The 17,561-nt window shown below is 57.4% G+C and carries 19 protein-coding genes, 3 tRNA genes and 1 pseudogene; 12 read left to right on the forward strand and 11 right to left on the reverse strand.

Annotation, left to right across the window (positions count from 1 at the left end):
- The 3 genes from PHS32_RS10420 to PHS32_RS10430 form a co-directional block, all read left to right on the forward strand.
- On the forward strand, window positions 1–897 hold an 897-nt coding region (locus PHS32_RS10420), incomplete at its 5' end, for a hypothetical protein (RefSeq protein ID WP_301078890.1).
- Between the two features lie 99 nt (window positions 898–996).
- Window positions 997–3,117 carry an AAA family ATPase gene (locus PHS32_RS10425; RefSeq protein WP_301078891.1) on the forward strand — a complete coding sequence of 707 codons (2,121 nt, stop codon included), beginning with the start codon at window positions 997–999 and terminating at the stop codon, window positions 3,115–3,117.
- A 445-nt stretch (window positions 3,118–3,562) separates the two neighbouring features.
- Entirely contained in the window at window positions 3,563–3,802 is a 240-nt protein-coding gene (locus PHS32_RS10430) for a DUF1902 domain-containing protein (protein WP_301078892.1), read from the forward strand.
- Window positions 3,803–3,837: 35 nt separating this feature from the next.
- Here PHS32_RS10430 and PHS32_RS10435 read toward each other — a convergent pair whose 3' ends face one another.
- The 5 genes from PHS32_RS10435 to PHS32_RS10455 all read right to left on the reverse strand — a co-directional run bounded on the left by PHS32_RS10435 (window position 3,838) and on the right by PHS32_RS10455 (window position 8,959).
- Window positions 3,838–5,295: a site-specific integrase gene (locus PHS32_RS10435; protein WP_301078893.1), complete on the reverse strand. Its 1,458-nt coding sequence runs from the start codon at window positions 5,293–5,295 to the stop codon at window positions 3,838–3,840.
- Window positions 5,296–5,982: 687 nt separating this feature from the next.
- A complete protein-coding gene (locus PHS32_RS10440) occupies window positions 5,983–6,477 on the reverse strand; it encodes a hypothetical protein (protein WP_301078894.1) in 495 nt (164 codons plus the stop codon).
- A 30-nt stretch (window positions 6,478–6,507) separates the two neighbouring features.
- Window positions 6,508–8,049, reverse strand: coding sequence for an IS66 family transposase (locus PHS32_RS10445; RefSeq protein ID WP_301078959.1), 1,542 nt, complete (start codon window positions 8,047–8,049; stop codon window positions 6,508–6,510).
- 101 nt (window positions 8,050–8,150) lie between these two features.
- Window positions 8,151–8,495, reverse strand: coding sequence for an IS66 family insertion sequence element accessory protein TnpB (tnpB, locus tag PHS32_RS10450; RefSeq protein WP_301078895.1), 345 nt, complete (start codon window positions 8,493–8,495; stop codon window positions 8,151–8,153).
- A gap of 8 nt (window positions 8,496–8,503) precedes the next feature.
- Entirely contained in the window at window positions 8,504–8,959 is a 456-nt protein-coding gene (locus PHS32_RS10455) for a hypothetical protein (protein WP_301078896.1), read from the reverse strand.
- 64 nt (window positions 8,960–9,023) lie between these two features.
- On the opposite strand from PHS32_RS10455, the pseudogene istA reads away from it, so the two are divergent.
- The 8 genes and pseudogenes from istA to PHS32_RS10495 form a co-directional block, all read left to right on the forward strand.
- A pseudogene (gene istA / locus PHS32_RS10460) lies at window positions 9,024–10,199 on the forward strand (IS21 family transposase); the annotation flags it as partial.
- 29 nt (window positions 10,200–10,228) lie between these two features.
- A complete protein-coding gene (gene istB / locus PHS32_RS10465) occupies window positions 10,229–10,993 on the forward strand; it encodes an IS21-like element helper ATPase IstB (RefSeq protein WP_301078897.1) in 765 nt (254 codons plus the stop codon).
- 385 nt (window positions 10,994–11,378) lie between these two features.
- Complete coding sequence (locus PHS32_RS10470) at window positions 11,379–11,657, forward strand: hypothetical protein (protein ID WP_301078898.1); 279 nt, start codon at window positions 11,379–11,381, stop codon at window positions 11,655–11,657.
- A gap of 108 nt (window positions 11,658–11,765) precedes the next feature.
- Window positions 11,766–12,038: a hypothetical protein gene (locus tag PHS32_RS10475; RefSeq protein WP_301078965.1), complete on the forward strand. Its 273-nt coding sequence runs from the start codon at window positions 11,766–11,768 to the stop codon at window positions 12,036–12,038.
- Complete coding sequence (locus PHS32_RS10480) at window positions 12,007–12,339, forward strand: type II toxin-antitoxin system RelE/ParE family toxin (protein WP_366143474.1); 333 nt, start codon at window positions 12,007–12,009, stop codon at window positions 12,337–12,339. Before PHS32_RS10475 ends, PHS32_RS10480 begins: the two co-directional genes overlap by 32 nt.
- Window positions 12,311–12,625 (forward strand): addiction module antidote protein, encoded by a 315-nt coding sequence (locus PHS32_RS10485; protein WP_301078899.1) that lies wholly within the window; start codon window positions 12,311–12,313, stop codon window positions 12,623–12,625. The genes PHS32_RS10480 and PHS32_RS10485 overlap by 29 nt, the downstream gene beginning before the upstream one ends.
- A 208-nt stretch (window positions 12,626–12,833) precedes the next feature.
- Entirely contained in the window at window positions 12,834–13,112 is a 279-nt protein-coding gene (locus PHS32_RS10490) for a hypothetical protein (RefSeq protein ID WP_301078900.1), read from the forward strand.
- Window positions 13,109–13,522, forward strand: coding sequence for a type II toxin-antitoxin system PemK/MazF family toxin (locus PHS32_RS10495; protein ID WP_301078901.1), 414 nt, complete (start codon window positions 13,109–13,111; stop codon window positions 13,520–13,522). Before PHS32_RS10490 ends, PHS32_RS10495 begins: the two co-directional genes overlap by 4 nt.
- A gap of 93 nt (window positions 13,523–13,615) precedes the next feature.
- On the opposite strand, the gene PHS32_RS10500 is transcribed toward PHS32_RS10495, so the two are convergent.
- Entirely contained in the window at window positions 13,616–13,768 is a 153-nt protein-coding gene (locus tag PHS32_RS10500; RefSeq protein ID WP_301078902.1) for a hypothetical protein, read from the reverse strand.
- 124 nt (window positions 13,769–13,892) lie between these two features.
- Here PHS32_RS10500 and PHS32_RS10505 point away from each other — a divergent pair, with 124 nt between their 5' ends.
- Window positions 13,893–14,384, forward strand: a complete 492-nt coding sequence (locus PHS32_RS10505; protein WP_301078903.1) for a hypothetical protein — start codon at window positions 13,893–13,895, stop codon at window positions 14,382–14,384.
- A gap of 100 nt (window positions 14,385–14,484) precedes the next feature.
- On the opposite strand, the gene PHS32_RS10510 is transcribed toward PHS32_RS10505, so the two are convergent.
- The 5 genes from PHS32_RS10510 to PHS32_RS10530 all read right to left on the reverse strand — a co-directional run bounded on the left by PHS32_RS10510 (window position 14,485) and on the right by PHS32_RS10530 (window position 17,561).
- Window positions 14,485–14,561, reverse strand: a tRNA-Asp gene (locus PHS32_RS10510).
- A gap of 93 nt (window positions 14,562–14,654) precedes the next feature.
- Window positions 14,655–14,730 (reverse strand) — tRNA-Glu (locus PHS32_RS10515).
- Window positions 14,731–14,798: 68 nt separating this feature from the next.
- Window positions 14,799–14,874 (reverse strand) — tRNA-Ala (locus PHS32_RS10520).
- 75 nt (window positions 14,875–14,949) lie between these two features.
- Window positions 14,950–16,338 (reverse strand): glutamate--tRNA ligase, encoded by a 1,389-nt coding sequence (gene gltX, locus PHS32_RS10525; RefSeq protein WP_301078904.1) that lies wholly within the window; start codon window positions 16,336–16,338, stop codon window positions 14,950–14,952.
- Window positions 16,335–17,561 carry an O-succinylhomoserine sulfhydrylase gene (locus PHS32_RS10530; protein ID WP_301078905.1) on the reverse strand — a complete coding sequence of 409 codons (1,227 nt, stop codon included), beginning with the start codon at window positions 17,559–17,561 and terminating at the stop codon, window positions 16,335–16,337. Before PHS32_RS10530 ends, gltX begins: the two co-directional genes overlap by 4 nt.

Here is a 17,561-nt window from a genome sequence, read left to right on the forward strand (position 1 = left end):
CCCCAGGCGGTTTTCGACGCACTTGAACGCCGCGACGACTTGTCAATCTGGAATGCCGCAAGATTGGCTCCGTCCCAAGATCTGTTCTACGAACAGTTGCGGGCTCAGGTCGGGTACTCGACGCACCATTACGGGCAGGCAAAAAATGCCAATAAAGGGCTACGGCATCATTGTGCAATGGTGATGATGCCACTCATATTTCGACCCAGGTTCACCAATGCGCTCAGTTCGCCATTTCAGACCGCTGGCACGAATTGCGCAATCACTACGATCTCAGCATGGATCGGCCAATGGCTTGACTACAAGTCTGATATCTCACTGGTGTCCACGCCAATAGGCTATTCGGAAATCTGTAGGTGGTCACCTTCCGACATGCGCGAAAGACTTGACAAACTCGTTGCGGAGAAGACGTTTTGTATATCTACCGCTGGTGATCAAGCGGCGCAAGAGAATTCTTTTCGGCTGCCAGAGGACGCGCCCAAGCTGATGTTTATTGTTGGATACATTCAACGCCCCCTGGAGTGGCCAACATTGCCGGCGGAAGATGCCCTCAAAGACATGAAGCTGACGTCCAAGGTCGTTGCCGCCATGCAATTTTGTTCCGGCCGGAACGTTCAAGACGAAATTACCGCACGCCCACCAAGTTTTGCATCAGAAGCGTTGGCAGATGGGATCAGTTGCTGGCTGGACGCCATACATGCCCACAACGGAATTTGTCGATGGGACGTAGAACAAGTGGATCAAGACGTTGTGAACCTCCACTTGGAAGTGGGTGAGGACGCGAACGAAACCAGCGCCATCCCACTACGCGCACATCAACTCGGCATCTGCGGTGTCGAAAACACGCTCAAGCACGTCGCGGCCATCGGATCCGGTTTGATCACAAAACCACAATAGAACAAAAAATCCGGCTCAAGATTTCAACAAAACCCCCTTGACAGGCCGAAGACATGCGGTAGGTTGAATCAGTAACAAGGAAATTTTGGATTCAATCAAATGAGCAATCAGTCTCCCATGCCACACGCCGTCCGGATGTCGGCCTTTTGCAATCGAGGAACATCCACCGCAAAGTTCTTTGACTGGGTCGAAGAAAAGATGGCAGTGACAATGGGTGGAGCCATCGTCTTTAGTTGCTGGATTCATGTTTACGCGTTGTTGTCGTTAAGCGAAGGATTCAATTACTTCATGACGAACAATGCACCGGGCGTGCGCAAATTTATTGCCGTGTCGTTCGCCGTTTGTCTTGTCTGGTGCATTCTTGCCCACTGGATCGAAGTCGAGCGTGCTGTTCCACGCGCCGACCGGTCCTACCCACTGGTTGGATCCTGCGACCCTGAAGTCATGCGCTGGCTGGCCTACGACATCCTGGCGTTTGCAGGGTTACTCTCACTAAACGCCAGGCATCCAATTGATTGGTGGTACGTTGGACTGATGTTCGCCATGGGTAGTTTCGGCTTTTTGTATAGCAAATACCCGCCCGCCTATGGTCACGTACCGTACAACGGCCACAATGAACACTTCCGTGCGCAATATACCCAACAAGTTTCCGCTACTACAGCCGATAACACTCCCGATTACGCCACACCGGTGGCAGCCCAAACGCCGAAGACCACGTTCGCGAACATATTCGGTATGCAAGCCATCAAGGACAAACTGCTGGAGCCTGCCAAGTTGATCGTTGCCGAGCGCAATTCCAATGGCAAGGCAGAGCCACCGGCCAACGGCATCCTGCTCCACGGTGAACCCGGCAACGGTAAAACCGTCTTTGCCGAAGCTCTGGCTGGCGAGCTGAATGTCCCGTACGTCTCTCTCACCTACGGCGATGTGTCGTCCAAATGGCTTGGGGAAATGCCTCGACTTATCAGCAATTGTTTCATTTTCGCCAAGCTGCGCGCTCCATGCGTGATGCTTATCGATGAGATTGACAGCTTTATCCGCTCACGCGATACCGCGGGCAACAGCGAAGAAGGCCTAAAGATCACGAACACCTTGCTCACTGAGATCGTCAACCTGCGCAATCACCGTGTGGTGCTGCTGGGTGCGACAAACTACTTGGAGAACTTGGACGCTGCGGCAATCCGCGAAGGTCGTTTCGACTACAAAATCGAGATCACACCACCCGACGAAGAAGCCCGCATCGGGATTTTGCAAAAAGGGGTGGCCAAGCATGCGCAACACCTGAAAGTCGACCAGGAGGCTTTGCTCTCGGTTGCCAAGCGCTGGAACGGGTTTAGTGTGAGCCGCCTGCTGGCCGTGGTCAAGGCGCTGCCACGGTATGCCAGGGACCACAATCTCGCCGACATTGGCCACGACGCATGGATGGGAACACTGCGCGAAGTGCAGGGACGCAATGGCCGCGTGCCGAAGAACACGAAGAGTTTGAGCGAGCTGGTGCTCGACGTGCCAACGCGCGAAGCACTGGAAATGGTGGGCTCGCGCCTAAAGGACGTGGCTCGGATCGAATCGCTGGGTGGCACCTTGCCCTCGGGAATGCTGTTCCATGGCCCCTCCGGTACCGGCAAGACGGCTGCCGCCTGCGCCCTGGCTAAAGAAGTCGGCTGGGCCTTCCTCTCGGTGGCGGGGCCTGACCTGATGGCTGACCGCGAGAAGATCAGCAAGCTCTACGCCGAGGCGAAGGACATTCGCCCCTGCATCATCTTCATCGATGAGGCCGACGACGCACTGCGCAACCGCCAGTATTCCAACACGCCGGATCTGACCAACCGAATGCTGGCGTTGATGGATGGCACGGACGAGAAAGTCAAGGACGTGGTATTCATCGCGGCCACCAACCATCCCGACCAGATCGACCCGGCCTTGCTGCGCGCTGGCCGCTTTACCGAGAAGGTGGAATTTGCACCACCGCCGCGAGATCAGATTCCGCGCTTTGTATCGAACTGGATCAAAGGCAAAAAGGTCATGCTCGATGTCGGACTGGACGTGTTTCAAATCACCACCTTGCTTGAAGGCCAGACGATTGCCAATATCGAAGGTGTCTTGCAGTACGCGCTAAACCGCGCAATCAGTCGCAAAACAGGCCAGAAGCCCGTGGTGCTAAGCCTTGAGGATGTGACGGCCGGTGCTCGAATTGTTTTAAGCGAAGGGGAAGTGACTTGAGCGATCCGAATCAAAAAACACAGGGCCAGACCTGCCTGGCAAAGTTTTTCATGGCATGGGTAACGGAATGGATAACGGAATTTGCAAATCTTCATCCAGCGACCTACACTGAAAACCAATAGTGATCAATTCACCTGACATTCCTCATGTTCAAAGATCCTTTCCTTAACGTCATCAACATCATTCTTTTGGTTGGCATAGTCTTGGCGCTCTTTGTAGCACCCAAACTAAAAAAGGGGACACGCGAACTCCACGACAGGAATCGCGCCGCGCGCCGCAGACTCCACGGACACGACGACGACTAAACGCGACAAAGCGGCTGCATAAGCAGCCAATGAAACAAGAAAGATCGGCGGCATTCACGCCTTCTTTTTTTCCTATTTCGTCCTTGCCGGGGAGATCCACGGCTAGCACATCCTCACCAGCAATGGCGTAGCATGGAAGTGTGAACAAGCCATATTTCATCCGCGCCGAGTGGGATTCCGGGGCGCACGTCTGGGTTGCATCGTCTGACGATGTGCCAGGACTTGCCACCGAAGCGGACACCATTGAAGCGCTTGATGCCAAGCCGCAAACAATGGTGCCGGAACTTTTGGAGGCGAATGGATGCTTGCCCTCCGGTGAGTCCATTCAAGTGGAGCTATTTGCCCGACGTTTTAGCATCGCCACTTTGGCGCACGCATGATTCGTTAAGGGACAAAGCTTTCCGCCGTTTTGAAGTCAAAAACCGACAGGACTGGTTGTGGCCAAGGCGCGCTCCTGCGTCAGGCCGATGAGTTCCAGGCCTTCGATATTCTGCTGGCGAAAGCTGGCGTAGGTGATGCAGAAGCAGGGCTTGCCCATGATTCTTCCGACCACGGCCCCGATGCGGCTGCCGGCGTCGGGCGCTACCTCGCCGCCCTCCCCTGCGGTTTGCATGGAGATCATCATGTGGCTTCCGATGGGCGCGCCGCTCGCTTCAGGCCCTACCACCCAGACACTTGTCACGCCTTCGGTTTTGATGAGTTCGCGCAGCTCGTGGCTGGCTTCCAGTTTGGCGAGCAGGCCCTTGATGTTGGCCCGGCGCGAGCGACCCAGCGTGACGTGATTGCCGAGGTAGGCAGAGGTGACAGAAGGTCGGAAATGTCCCAGCAGTTCCGACACCTCGCGCCTGGCAGCAATTTCTTGACGGTGTGGGATGCGCTCACCGCCGTTGACCGGGCTGTCCACGCCGGTGATTTTTTTGTACTGGGCGTTGGCAAAGGTGTGACGCAGGCCATGCGAGGTGGCGCCCAGGTCTTTTCTGGTCAGGCCGATTTTGCTACACAGGTAATAGTAATGCGATACGGCCTGTTGCAGCTTCCGATTCTTGTCGGTGAGGATGCCTTTTCGGTTGCTGGTGGCCATGACCTTGGCCTCATCGAGCAAGGTGCGCTGTTCCGCGGTCTCAATCGGGATGACGCGAGCTTTGCCGCCTTTGGTGCCGTCCACCAGGAACAATTCCTTACCCATATCGGCGGCGAAGGGTTTGAACATGACCGTTTCCAACACGCGCAGGCCGAAATGGAGCTGGAGTCTCAGCTGGAGGCCTGCGACCACGCACAGTTCGTCCATCTGGCAGAACAGCTCTTGCGGATCGATGTTCTTGGCGGTGACGGCCTTCGATGCGATGGCCGAGTACTGGCGGCGGGCCAGGTCCGGGTCTTCGCCGATTTCCGCCAGCAGGTCCGGCAAGGCGGGGCAAAGATGGGGTTTGCCCATCCACACACCCATGCGGTGCAGCACAGTGACTTTGTTGGCCATGGTGGAGGCTGACCGGCCGTCGCGAACCCACTTGCGCACCAGTTGCGTTATCTGCTTTTTCGACAACTCCCGCAGGTTCTGAATTTTGATGTTGAGGCTGGCGAGTTCGCGCAGGCTGCTCTTGAGCCGCCAGATGTAGTCCCGCTTGGTCTGGATCGAGGCCTCCCGCTTGAGCCCCGTGCCGGAGGGGATCCTGAACCGGACAAAGAATTCATCGGCTTGACGCAGTGGATCGCCCTTGCAGGCCTCCTCAACCGCTTTGAGCAGGACCAGACCGATGCCGGTTTCCTTGTCGCCACGGCGCGGCGCCAGAACCTCAACGGGCATGGGTGTGTAGGGTTCAAGCATGTCACGTTGAGCACGGTCGGGATGGCTGTCTTTGGTTCGTAAGTTCATAGTGGTACTTTCCGGTTTTCGTTTTAGTATTTCCAAGCTCAAAGGTGCCATGCCAGTAGTTCCGGCCCAAATGCCGAAATCCACGAGTGCAGCACCCATGCCTGGGTCGCAAATGATTTTTCGATCACGTTCAAACTTCCAATAAATTGCCTCAGAACAGGTTGCAGCAGTCCTGTTCTGGTTACTGGCGGGCCATAGCACGCTATGGGGTCCCCAGGGGTGGGATGGGTCGTTAGCACTTTGTCCTGCGGTCTGATGTCCAATCAGACGCCCCGGCCAATCGCAAGGCGACGGTCGGCACCCGATCCCAGAGACTGAGGATCGGGGGGGTGTTGATCAACTGATAGGCGATCAACCCTGTACTACGGCACGCAGCCGCAGCAATGTCATTTGATTCAGGTAGCCTGCTGGCTCCTTGCGCATTCCTACCTGGTTTGCCCAGCCTGTTGGCGCTGCACGTGGGCAGGCTTCAAGGTGGACTCCCGGGCTGCACGACTGCTTTCAGCAGAGGTGACCGATGGGATCAGGTAGGTGGTACTCAAATTCAAATATCAGGAGAACAGGGGGAATGCCCTGCCCTGGCTCACATGCCACCCTCTCGGGGTAGGCGATGTGGAGGTGGGACTACGGTAACTGTCCGCGAATCCCCATCTTGCGTGGGTGAATGATGTTCGCTAAGCCAGGCGGCTAGACGTTCATGACGCGCTGAAGTAAGGCGAAGGAAACGCGCCACTCATGGCCATCCTCGCAGACGATGGAAGCGGTTTTCTGATTTATCCGTGAGATCTTGCCGAACTTCCTGATCAGATCGCGCCCTTCGAAGCTCACCGTGTCGCCGACTACAAAATCTTCTCTGCGTGGCAGAACCTCTTTGGGCTGCGACTGCGCAGCCTTTGCCGAAGGATCAAGTGCAACGGCGGCATAGCGAATCCACTTGTACTTGGCGTCATGTGAGGCATGAACCATGAGCTGATCGGGTTTGAACTCGATTACCTTGGCGGCATGCATGCGGTTGTCGCGTACGTCCAGATATTGAACCGTCTGGCCGACGTGCAATTGCTGGCGGATTGCGATCATGCGAGAGGGTTGCATGAGCAGATGTTCAACGGCGGTTTGAAGCTGCAGTAGCTCCAGATCGGTGGCCTGGGTGGCCAAAGTAGACATCAGGTTGTGCCAGTCCATTGATTTGCCCCGCCGCCCTGAAATGGGCCGTCAAGTTTGATTGGTGAATTGCCGTTTCCAGTTATACGGCAACAATTCGGCTAGTTTAGTGACTGGGTGATTGGGCAGGCGCTTGAGAACATCGCAAAGCCAGGCGTAGGGCTCTACCCCGTTGAGCCGGCAGGTGCCAATGAGCGAGTACATGGTGGCAGCCACGTGGCCGCCGCGTTCGGCACCCAGGAATAGCCATGACCGTCTGCCGACTGCAACAGGACGTATGGCAGATTCGATCAAGTTGTTGTCGGGCTGCAAAATCCCATCCTCGGTGTAGCGAACAAGCGTTGACCACTGGCGCAAGGCATATCCAAATGACTGACCCAACTCACCGCGCGGCGGGATGGTCGACGCATGACCAACAAGCCATGCATGGAACTGATCGAGCACGGGCCGCGACTGGGTTTGCCGGGTAAGCAGCTTCTTGTCAGGCGGATGGTCTTTGATGTGCGATTCGATCTCGTAGAGCTTGGCAATCCAGGCCAGCGCCTGCGCCGCCAACCCGGTGGCACCAGACGGGTCTTTGCGCGCCACCTCAAAGAAATGTCGCCTCGCGTGGGCCATACAACCGACGGCCACGATATCGCCCGATTTGAGCAAGGCGTCGTAGCCCGAATACGCGTCAATCTGTAGGTAGCCTCGGTAACCCTTCAAGAACTGCTGCGGATGAAGGCCTTGGCGTGTCTTGGTAAATTCAAAAACCACCGAGGGTGGGTGCTCTACCCAATTGCCTTGACCATCGAGTCGCTGGCCGGCACCGAGATAGCCCCAGAGTCGGCTGGTATGCGTTGAGTTTTTACTCGAATCGCGCAGTTGCACGGTCGTATCGTCGCTGTGCAACCTTGGTGCCGCCAATGTGTGCGCAATCAGCGGGGCACGCAGCACTTGCAGCAACTCGGCACTGGCGAGTTTCCAATCGCACAGGGTCGTGCGCGGTAGATCAATGCCATGACGGCCAAAGATGACGGCCTGTCTGTTGATCGGCATGTGGTCGGCATAGGTGGCCACCAGAATCTGGGCCAGCAAACTGGCATCGGCGTTGCTCTTGGGTAGTGGTGAGGGCTGAGCATGGGCGGTGCGCACCGTACTCTGGCCGTCCTTGGTGCATGCATATTTGATGCGGGCGTGTTCCAGTACAACCAGGCGTGCTGGCGTGTATTGCAGGGTTTCACTGACTTCCTCGCCAATGGGCTTGACGCTATCGAACTCGGCCTTCTGTTGGTCATCAAGGTGGTACTCAATGCGTTGGCGCGGCAAATCCTTGGGCAATGCGGGGCGACCCTTATGTTTGCGCTCGTACGAAATCTTTTGTTTGACCACTGGTGGCAGTGGCAAATCGAGCACCTCTGCGAAGAGCTCGGTCTGCGCGCTCAGGCGTTCGCTGCTGGCCCCAAACTGGGCGTGCCGAAGCTTCATGATCTGCTGGTGCATGGCCTCAATGGCGGCGCCGTATTGCGCATGCAGCTTGACCAGGAGCCCCTTCAAAACTGCACAATCATCAGGCAGTATGTCGACGTTCAAAGGGGCCAGAGCGAGCATCTCCAATTAACGTTTTTGGAGAGCAGACGTTGACAAAATGAGAGGGGAAATCGTCAATAAAAATGCGCACACAGAGGGTGAAAATAATTCGGCCTTGCGGCTCAACTGACGCGCGTCGCGTTCACCGTTTTGAAACTACTTTTTGCAATCGGCATGCCCTCCAACCAGGCCGACAACTGCGCCATGTTCAGGCCTGCCTTGGCAATCTCACCGGGGTGCGCAAAGCGCGCCCCCTCAAGCCGCTTGTACCAAAGTGCAAAGCCGGTTCGGTCCCAGTACAGGATCTTGACGCGGATGCGGTGGCGGCACAGAAAGACAAAGAGATGGCCCGAGAGCGGGTTGGCATTGAACAGCGGCTCAACCAGCACTGCCAGGGCATCAATGGACTTGCGCATGTCCACCGGATGCTCGCAGATCCAGGCGCAGGTGTTGGAGTTGACCAGCATCGCCGGGCTTAACGAAAGCCGCCGCCACTCAGGCGTTCGGTGATGATTCGCATGACGCGATCAGCGTAATGGCCGCTGAGAACCACATCCACGCCACCAAGTTTGATGGCCATCTTGGCGTCATCGCAGTGAAGCTCGGCATCACTGCGCATCGGCGCCTGTCGTTGTTTCGAATTTGAAGGACTGCTCTGCGTCAGCCCCAACGGAACTGCAAGGAAACCCGGCAACGATTGGGTCTCAAGGTGTGACGCAGGCGATCCGCTTTGCGACTGCCCCTTCAATACCTTACGCCATTTGAAGAAGGTCGCCTTGGCAAGCCCGCGCTCCAGACAAAACTGACTCGGGCTCAGACCTGAAATCTCATGGTCATGCAAAACCTGCTGCCAGAACTCCTTGCCGTGCCGGATCAATGGTGCGCTGCACCGGCGCTGCGTTACTGTCAAGAAATTGGGGATTGATTCCATCCCCCTGACGATGCCAGCGATGCCCTACCACCGCAAGATGGGGATTCGCGGACAGTTACACCGCTACTCCCAGTTCTGCGAGAACTACCGCTGCTATGCCAAGCGCCTCAAACGCTCCATGCGCCAGAATCACCGCGCCGGCGAGAAGCTGTTCATCGATTACGCCGGACCGACGCTCGAACTCACCGATGGCAGCCGCGCCCACATCTTTGTGGCTGCTCTGGGCGCATCGAGCTATACCTTTGCTTGCGCCACACCTCGCGAAACCATGGCCGATTGGCTCGGCGCCACTGCCCAGGCTCTGCGTTTCATTGGCGGCGTGCCCCAGCTCATCGTGCCCGACAACCCGAAGGCGCTGATTGCCAATGCCGATCGGTACGAACCCAGGGCCAATGAGACTGTGCATGACTTTGCGCGCCACTACGGCACCTCCGTTCTGCCAGCCCGCCCGTATCACCCGCAGGACAAAGGCAAAGTCGAGTCCGCTGTACAGGTGGTGGAGCGCTGGATTCTGATGCGACTGCGTCACCAACGGTTTGCCACGGTCGATGACGTCAACGAAGCCATCACACCACTGCTGGAGCAACTCAATGCCAAGGCGTTTCAGAAACTGCCGGGCAGCCGCGCCAGTGCGTTTGCCCAACTTGATGCTCCGGCACTGCAACCCTTACCGGCCCAAACCTGGGAACTGGCGGTTTACAAGACAGTTCGGGTGCACATTGACCAGCACGTCGAGTTTGAGGGGCACCGCTACAGCGTCCCGCAGTCGCTGGTCGGCCAAATCCTGGAAGCTCGCGTCACGGCACGCACAGTGGAACTGCTGCACCGGGGCCAGCGTGTGGCGTCCCACCTGCGTTGTGCGCACAAGGGTGGCTTCACCACAGTGCCGGAGCACTTGTCCGCCGCCCACCGGGCGCATATGGAATGGACGCCAGAGCGGCTGGTTCACTGGGGCAACAGCATTGGGGTGGCCACCGGGGCCTTGGTGACGCGCCTGCTGCAAACGCGCAAACACCCCGAGCACGGCTACCGGGCCTGTCTGGGGTTACTGGCATTGGCCAAGCGTTTTACCAGACCACGGCTGGAGGCCGCTTGCGTGCTGGCGCTGGAGTTGGGCACTACCAACAGCGCCCATGTGCGCGACATCCTGGTCAATGGGCGCGACCAGGTGCAACCTGCCACACCGGAGTGGACCAGTCCGCAGCATGCGCATGTGCGTGGCCCTGGTTATTACCAATGACGCCAATCAACACAACAACGCAAACACCCATGATGATGAACACGACGATTGAACAACCGCGCAATCTGCGCCTGGCTGGCATGGCCTCGGGATTGGAAGAGCAACTCACCCAGGCTGGAATGACAGCCATCAGCTTTGAGGAACGCATTGCGCTGTTGGTGGACCGTGAAGTCCACTGGCGCAATGACAAACGCCAAGCCCGACTGCTCAAGGATGCCCGGCTGAAGTACAGCCAGGCCAGCATTGAGGATCTGGACACCCGCGCCGGGCGCGGTCTGGATCGCAAGGCGGTGATGAGTCTGGCATTGGGCGACTGGATTGACAGTGGCCACAGTGTGCTGATCACCGGCCCCACCGGGGCGGGCAAGTCCTGGCTGGCCTGTGCGCTGGCGCAGTACGCCTGCCGCCGGGGTCACTCAGCCTATTACCAACGTGTCCCCAGGCTGAGTGAGGAACTGCGCATTCGCCATGGCAATGGTACGTTTGGCAAGTGGCTGATTCAGTTGGCCAGGACGGATGTGCTACTGCTGGACGATTGGGGCATGGCCGGTATCGACAGCCAGACCCGTGCTGACTTGCTGGAAATCATCGATGACCGGGCTGCCAACAAAGCCACCATCATCACCAGTCAGCTACCAATTGAGCATTGGCATGCATGGGTCGGTGACGCCACTATTGCCGACGCCATTCTGGACCGGGTGATGCAAAAGAATCACCGTTTCACCCTGACGGGCGAGTCTCTCCGGCAGAAACCAAAATTGAGCAAAAAGGAGATCAATCCAGACCCATCGTGACCGACACCCCTACAATTTGGATGCGCAATACCGCACGCTGCGCCACCGGTCACGATCAACCGGAATCAGCGGTCACGATCACCGGAATACGCACCAGGCGCCTTGAGCCATTTCTTGACCGTGTTACGCGATAACCCTAAGTGTCAGTTTTCGGTCGGCGGCAACACGCATTGAAAACAGACAGGACACTGACTGCGGGCGCAAGCGGCCCAGCCACCACACCGGTGGTTCCCCAGCCCAATCCTTTGGCTGCGGCTGGTTTCGATATGGGTCGCGCCGCACAGGCGTTCGCACCCTTCCTATGCCGCGGACGTCCTGATCCGATTGATGTACGGGTAATGAATTTTGGGGTTGACAACCAAGACTTCCATGAGAAATTGATTGCATGACTAATCAAAAACTCACCCCACAATGGACCGCTCAAGCCGCGGTAGGTGGTTTGACGGATGTTCAATCCCGTCGCTCTGGCCAAATCAGTGTACTCGCGGCCTTCCGTCGGAGCGCCCTCGACCTCAACCCCGACCTTGTCTGGCGCGTTGACGCGATGGAGTCAGGCGCTGCTTACAACGATTCTGTGAAGCCACTGCACTGGGTACTGGCGAACGCCTCCCTGCGCAGCATGGTCGACTCGCTGGTGCGCGACAAGCGCAAGCTGGCCTACTAGCAGGGTCTGGACTGTCGGCACACCAGCGCTGAACTGGCCGAAGAAATGGTGGGCGAGTTGGACGTGGGGAACGCTACGAAAGTCGGTAGACCTGGGTCGGTTTGGGCAATGGCCAAATTCGTGACGGGCTTTACCGCTCGCTGCCTGTCAATGGCTATCCAGCTCCAAGTTGAAATCGCGGCGGTCAAACGCCAGTTGAGGCGCGCGCAAGTGGCGTTTGACCAAAATAGTCGCGTAAGCCCCCCGCCTGAGCCATCGGGTGAGCGGCCGGAATTGTCCTATGTCGAAAAATGGGACTTGCATAAAGTAGCTTTTAAGCGAATAATTGAACATGGAAATCATCCGGTACATGAAAGAGGATGGTTCGGTCCCATTGACTGACTGGCTCTCGACGCTTCGCGATTTGCAGGCGAAGACGGCAATTCGACGTCGCATAGACCGCTTCGGCGCTGGCAATCCTGGTAGTTCCAGATCATTGCGAAGTGGCGTAAGCGAGCTCAAGATCGACATGGGACCAGGCTATCGGGTGTACTACGCACTCCATGGCCAAACCATCGTCCTGCTGCTTTGCGGCGGTAAGGGGCTCAGGCCGCCGATATTGCGAAGGCAATTGGCTACTGGGAAGATTGGAAGACTCGCAATAGGAGTGGATCATGAAACATGCTGCTTCTGTGTCTCATGAAGAGGCAACGATTCAGGAGTTTAAAGACAATCCACAAGAGGCCGCAGCTTATCTCAGCGCAGTGCTTGAGGATGGCGATCAGGAAGAAGTTTTGCTAGCGCTGCGTCGGATTACCACTGCATTTGGAGGTGTTCCGAAGCTCGCTGAACAAGCAGATCTGAACGCCAAGACACTTTACCGCACGCTCTCAGCACGCGGTAACCCAGAAATGAAAAGCCTCATGGCGATTCTGAAGGCAATGGGCATGCGGTTGGCTGTTGAGCCAATTGATGCGGCCCACGCATAATTTCAACACCATCAAGGCTTCCCTTCTTCGGGTCGGCGGCCTTTTTCAATCCTGCTCGCTTTCCAACTTTCCTTGATGACATTATTCGTAGTCGGTCATGCAAAATTGTTCTTCAAAAGACTATTTACTTCCGACACACGGTTGCAAGTTCGGTTGCAAGGAGCCTCTTGGTGATATATAGTTAATATATACGACTGAAGGTGAAAAAATGACGGTTGCAAGCGAAAACCTGCTGGTGAAATTTCGAAACAAAGACACGCAATTCGGGGTGACCCGAGGCACGGTAAAGGCATTGGCGTCGGAATTGGATGTGACCGAGACGCAAGTCATTCACATGGCTTTGTCAAAATTCGCTGGTGATGTTCTGCCTGCGTATGCGCCCGATGATGGGCCGCTAACTGCCAAGCAAATCACAGCCCTGCGCAAGGACGCAGCCAAGCACCTACCGAAAGGTAAAACTCTCTCCAGACAGGACTTGTTCCAATGACACAGAGCTGGAAACGCCCCGCGCCAGGCGACATTGTTTGGTGCTTGTTTCCAGAATTGCCAGATGTTGAACCAGGGCCAAAGTCTCGACCGGCGCTGGTCCTAAGCGTCGAAAGCCGAGAGGATGGTGATTTGGTCAGAGTTGCGTACGGGACGTCCCAGAATGTGACTCGACTAAAAGCCGGTGAAGTTGCAATCTTGCAAGCCAAGCATCCGGCGGCCTACGCCCTGGCGGGTCTGGCCTACGATACAAAATTTGACTTCAAGGTGATTGTGGAACTGGCATGGTCTGATCGGTACTTCAAGGTGCCACTCAGAAACCGCCATGGAAACATCCCAAAAATTGGGACTTTGCATGCGACCGTGCATCACGCAGTTGAAGCCGCTTATCGTGCAGCTATGTCACGATGATTCTCATGACCACGAAGGCCACCTTTTCGCTTCACAGCGGTCTTCTGGTGCGACTGGGCGTAGACGGACCCGCAGTTCCTGGCGGCTTGAGATCTATGCGACGGCAGTTGCCTGCCACATCTGGGCTCTCTCAGCCAGGTGACCAAAGCCAGCGCCTTCTTCCAGCACCACGGTCACACTCCCCGACCAGTTGATGCTATCTATGTTGTTTTGGTGGCCGGCCGCGTAGTCGCTGAATAGACGCATTCGTGGGCTCAGTGCCGTCTGCTTCCCCTGTTGCGGCAGATCCTTGGGCCCAGGCCACTAGCTCAGCAAGCCGGAAAACAATTTTTCGGCCGATCATAACCGGCCGTGGAAAGCCCGCTGGCGGATGGTGAATCCAGCGACGGACCGAGCTGAGTGGCTGACCCAAAAATACTGCAACAAAGGGAAGATCTACGAGCGCACCCGGAACGCCGCCGTTATGGATATTAGACATGGCTCAAAATACCTTGAACAAAACTCTTTGCAGCCGTGCATAGCGCGGCTGGAAGACGGTTTCGTGCCCACCGTTTGGGCGCAGTGCAGACTACAGAAAGTAGAACGACACCAAGGTGATCAGGACTTGCACCTGGTGACCAAAGTAGCTGGATCCAGCTACAAGGGCCTTACTTCAAGGCGGGCACATGACCCGCGACGTGACTCTATGACAGAGTCCGACATGCGTATCTTATCAAATCACATCCTCACTGCAGCAGCGGGCATCTACAGCAGGCAAAAAAACAACAAAAATGTCAAGACTCATTTCACCAGTCCGCCAGCCGGGACACTGCGGGGACAGACCGAAACAACAAGAGAAATCAAAACAGGTAAAGCCAAGTAAACCGGGACAAAATGGGGACAGTGATTTTCCAGAAACCAAGAAAAAAGCCCGATGCGCTTACATCGGGCTTTTCGTAACTCCTTGATTTACAAGGTAATTTTGGCGGAGTGGACGGGACTCGAACCCGCGACCCCCGGCGTGACAGGCCGGTATTCTAACCAACTGAACTACCACTCCTGGTAGCGATAACGTTCACTCTTTCGAGCCAAGTCGCCGACCCTCTCGGGCCTGCTGTTACCGACTTGCGCCACGTTCATCGGATGATGAATTTGGCGACCCCACGGGGATTCGAACCCCGGTACTCACCGTGAAAGGGTGATGTCCTAGGCCTCTAGACGATGGGGTCATAACCTTTGGACTTCCGTCTCAACCGGCAAAACCTTTCGGCCTTGCTTCACACATTCTCGGAAATTTTGGTGGAGGTAAGCGGGATCGAACCGCTGACCTCTTGCATGCCATGCAAGCGCTCTCCCAGCTGAGCTATACCCCCCAATCCCGCGAACACCTGACTCAAAACCACTTCAAGTGTTCCCAATCTCCAAGCCATAAATTATAGCTTGAAAATTCAGACGCGGCGTAAACGCGCCAGTACTTTTTCTCTGTCGCTGAGTTCCAGCACCGCGTCCAGGGACGGCGTCTGGGCCGTGCCCATTACCAGCACCCGCACCGGCATGGCCAGTTGTGGCATCTTGATGGCGCAGGCCGCCAGCACTTCCTTGATCGCCGCCGCAATCGAAGCCCTCTCCCAGTTGCAAGCGCCTAACTTTTCCGCCAGCAGACCGAGTGCCGGCTGGATCGCTTCGGTGACATGCAGCGCCACTTCTTCGGGTTTGACGGTTATATCTGCATAAAACCTTGCCGCCCAGTCGGCCAGCGCGACCGTCGTGTCACAACGGTCTTTGAACAGACCGCAGATGCGCGGCAAGCGTTGATCCGAACTGATGCCACGCTTTTCCAATTGCGCAGCCACAAGAGGAGCCAGGGCGTCGTCGCTCATGGCCTTCAGATGCTGCGCATTCACCCAGCGCAACTTGGCTTCGTCAAACTGCGCGGCACTGCGGCCCAGATGGTCCAGATTGAACCACTGCAGGAACTGCGCACGGCCGAAGATTTCGTCATCGCCGTGGCTCCAGCCCAGGCGCGCCAGGTAATTGACCATGGCGTCCGGCAGATAACCTTCGTCGCGGTATTGCGTCACTGGCTTGGCGCCGTTTCGCTTGCTCATCTTCTCGCCCTGCTCGTTGAGCACGGTGGGCAGATGGGCATACACCGGCGGCTCTTTGCCGAGCGCGCGAAAGATGTTGATCTGGCGCGGCGTGTTGTTGACGTGGTCGTCGCCGCGGATGACGTGGCTGATGGCCATGTCGATGTCGTCCACCACGACGCAGAAGTTGTAGGTCGGGGTGCCGTCGGGCCGCGCAATCACCAGGTCATCGAGCTCGTCATTGCTGATCTCGATGCGGCCTTTCACCTTGTCCTCCCACACCACCGCGCCGCCCTGCGGATTCTTGAAGCGCAACACCGGTCTCACGCCCTCTGGAATCGGGGGCAGTGTCTTGCCGGGCGCCGGGCGCCAGGTGCCGTCATAGCGCGGCTTTTCCTTGGCGGCCATCTGGCGCTCGCGCAGCGCATCGAGCTCGGCCACGCTCATGTAGCAGGGATAGACATGGCCCGCCGCCTGCAATTCGGCCAGCACCGCTTTGTAGCGCTGCATGCGCTGCATCTGGTAGATCGGGCCTTCGTCGTAGTCCAGTCCGAGCCAGGACATGCCCTCGATGATGACGTCCACCGCGGCTTGCGTGGAACGGTCCAGGTCGGTGTCTTCAATGCGCAGGATGAAGTCGCCGCCGGTGGCGCGGGCAAAAGCCCAGGGGTACAAAGCCGAGCGGATATTGCCCAGGTGAATGAAGCCGGTCGGTGACGGGGCGAAGCGGGTGCGAATTTTTTGTGTCATGGAAGTAGATCGAGACCACGGGCGAGGTCAGTTTTCAAATCGTCAATATGGTCCAGTCCCACCGCCAGACGGATCAGGCCCTGGCCGATGCCGGCGGCCTGGCGTTGCGCCTCGGTCAGACGGCCATGCGAGGTGCTGGCGGGATGGCTGATGGTGGTCTTGGTGTCGCCCAGGTTGGTGGTGATGGAACTGACCAGCGCCGCATCAATCACCGCAAAAGCATTTCGGCGCAGCGACGCGCTGTCACTGCCCTTGACATCGAAAGACACGACGGCGGCACCCGAACCTTTGCCGCTGGCCGACTGCTGCCGCATCGCCAGGGCGTGCTGCGGATGCGACGCCAGACCGGGGTAATAGACCCGCCCCACTTGGGGATGCGTTTGCAGCCACTGCGCCACCGCCAAGGCCCGCTCGGACTGGGCTTGCATGCGGATACCCAGCGTTTCCATGCCCTTGAGCACCACCCAGGCGTTGAACGGTGCCAGCACCATGCCGGCCGTGCGATTGATGGGCAAGAACACTTCGTCCACATAGCGCTGGTCGCAGCAAATGGCGCCGGCCATGACACGGCCCTGCCCATCCAGGTATTTGGTGCCGGAATGGATGATGAAGTCGGCGCCAAAGCGCCTGGGTTGCTGCAATGCCGGACTGCAAAAACAGTTGTCGACCGCCAGCAGCGCGCCCACGTTGTGAGCCAGATCGGCCAGCGCCTGGATGTCACAGACATCGGTCAGCGGATTGGTGGGCGTCTCGGCGAACAGCAGTTTGGTGGTGGGGCGAATGGCGGCGCGCCAGGCCGCCACATCGGTCTGCGAGACATAGCTGGTCTCAATGCCGAACTTGCCGAATTCGCCCGAAAACAAGCGCATGGTGGAACCAAAGACCGACTGCGAACAGACCACATGGTCGCCGGTGCGCAGCAATCCCATGCCCAGCAGCAGAATCGCCGCCATGCCGGTAGAAGTGGCGATAGCCGCTTCGGTGCCTTCCAGCGCCGCCAGGCGCCGTTCCATGCTGGTGACCGTGGGGTTGCCGACACGGGTGTAGGTGTAGCCCTCTTCTTCCTGGGCAAAGCGGCGCGCCGCGATCTCGGCGCTCGGTTGCACAAAGCTGCTGGTGAGATAGAGTGCCTCGGAGTTTTCACCGTACTGGCTCTTGTCGACGGCCGTGCGCTGGGCCAGCGTATCCGGATGCAGGTGTGCGGGGAGTTTTCTTTCAGTCAT

The sequence above is a fragment of the Rhodoferax sp. genome, assembly GCF_028714215.1.
GTDB lineage: Bacteria > Pseudomonadota > Gammaproteobacteria > Burkholderiales > Burkholderiaceae_C > Rhodoferax.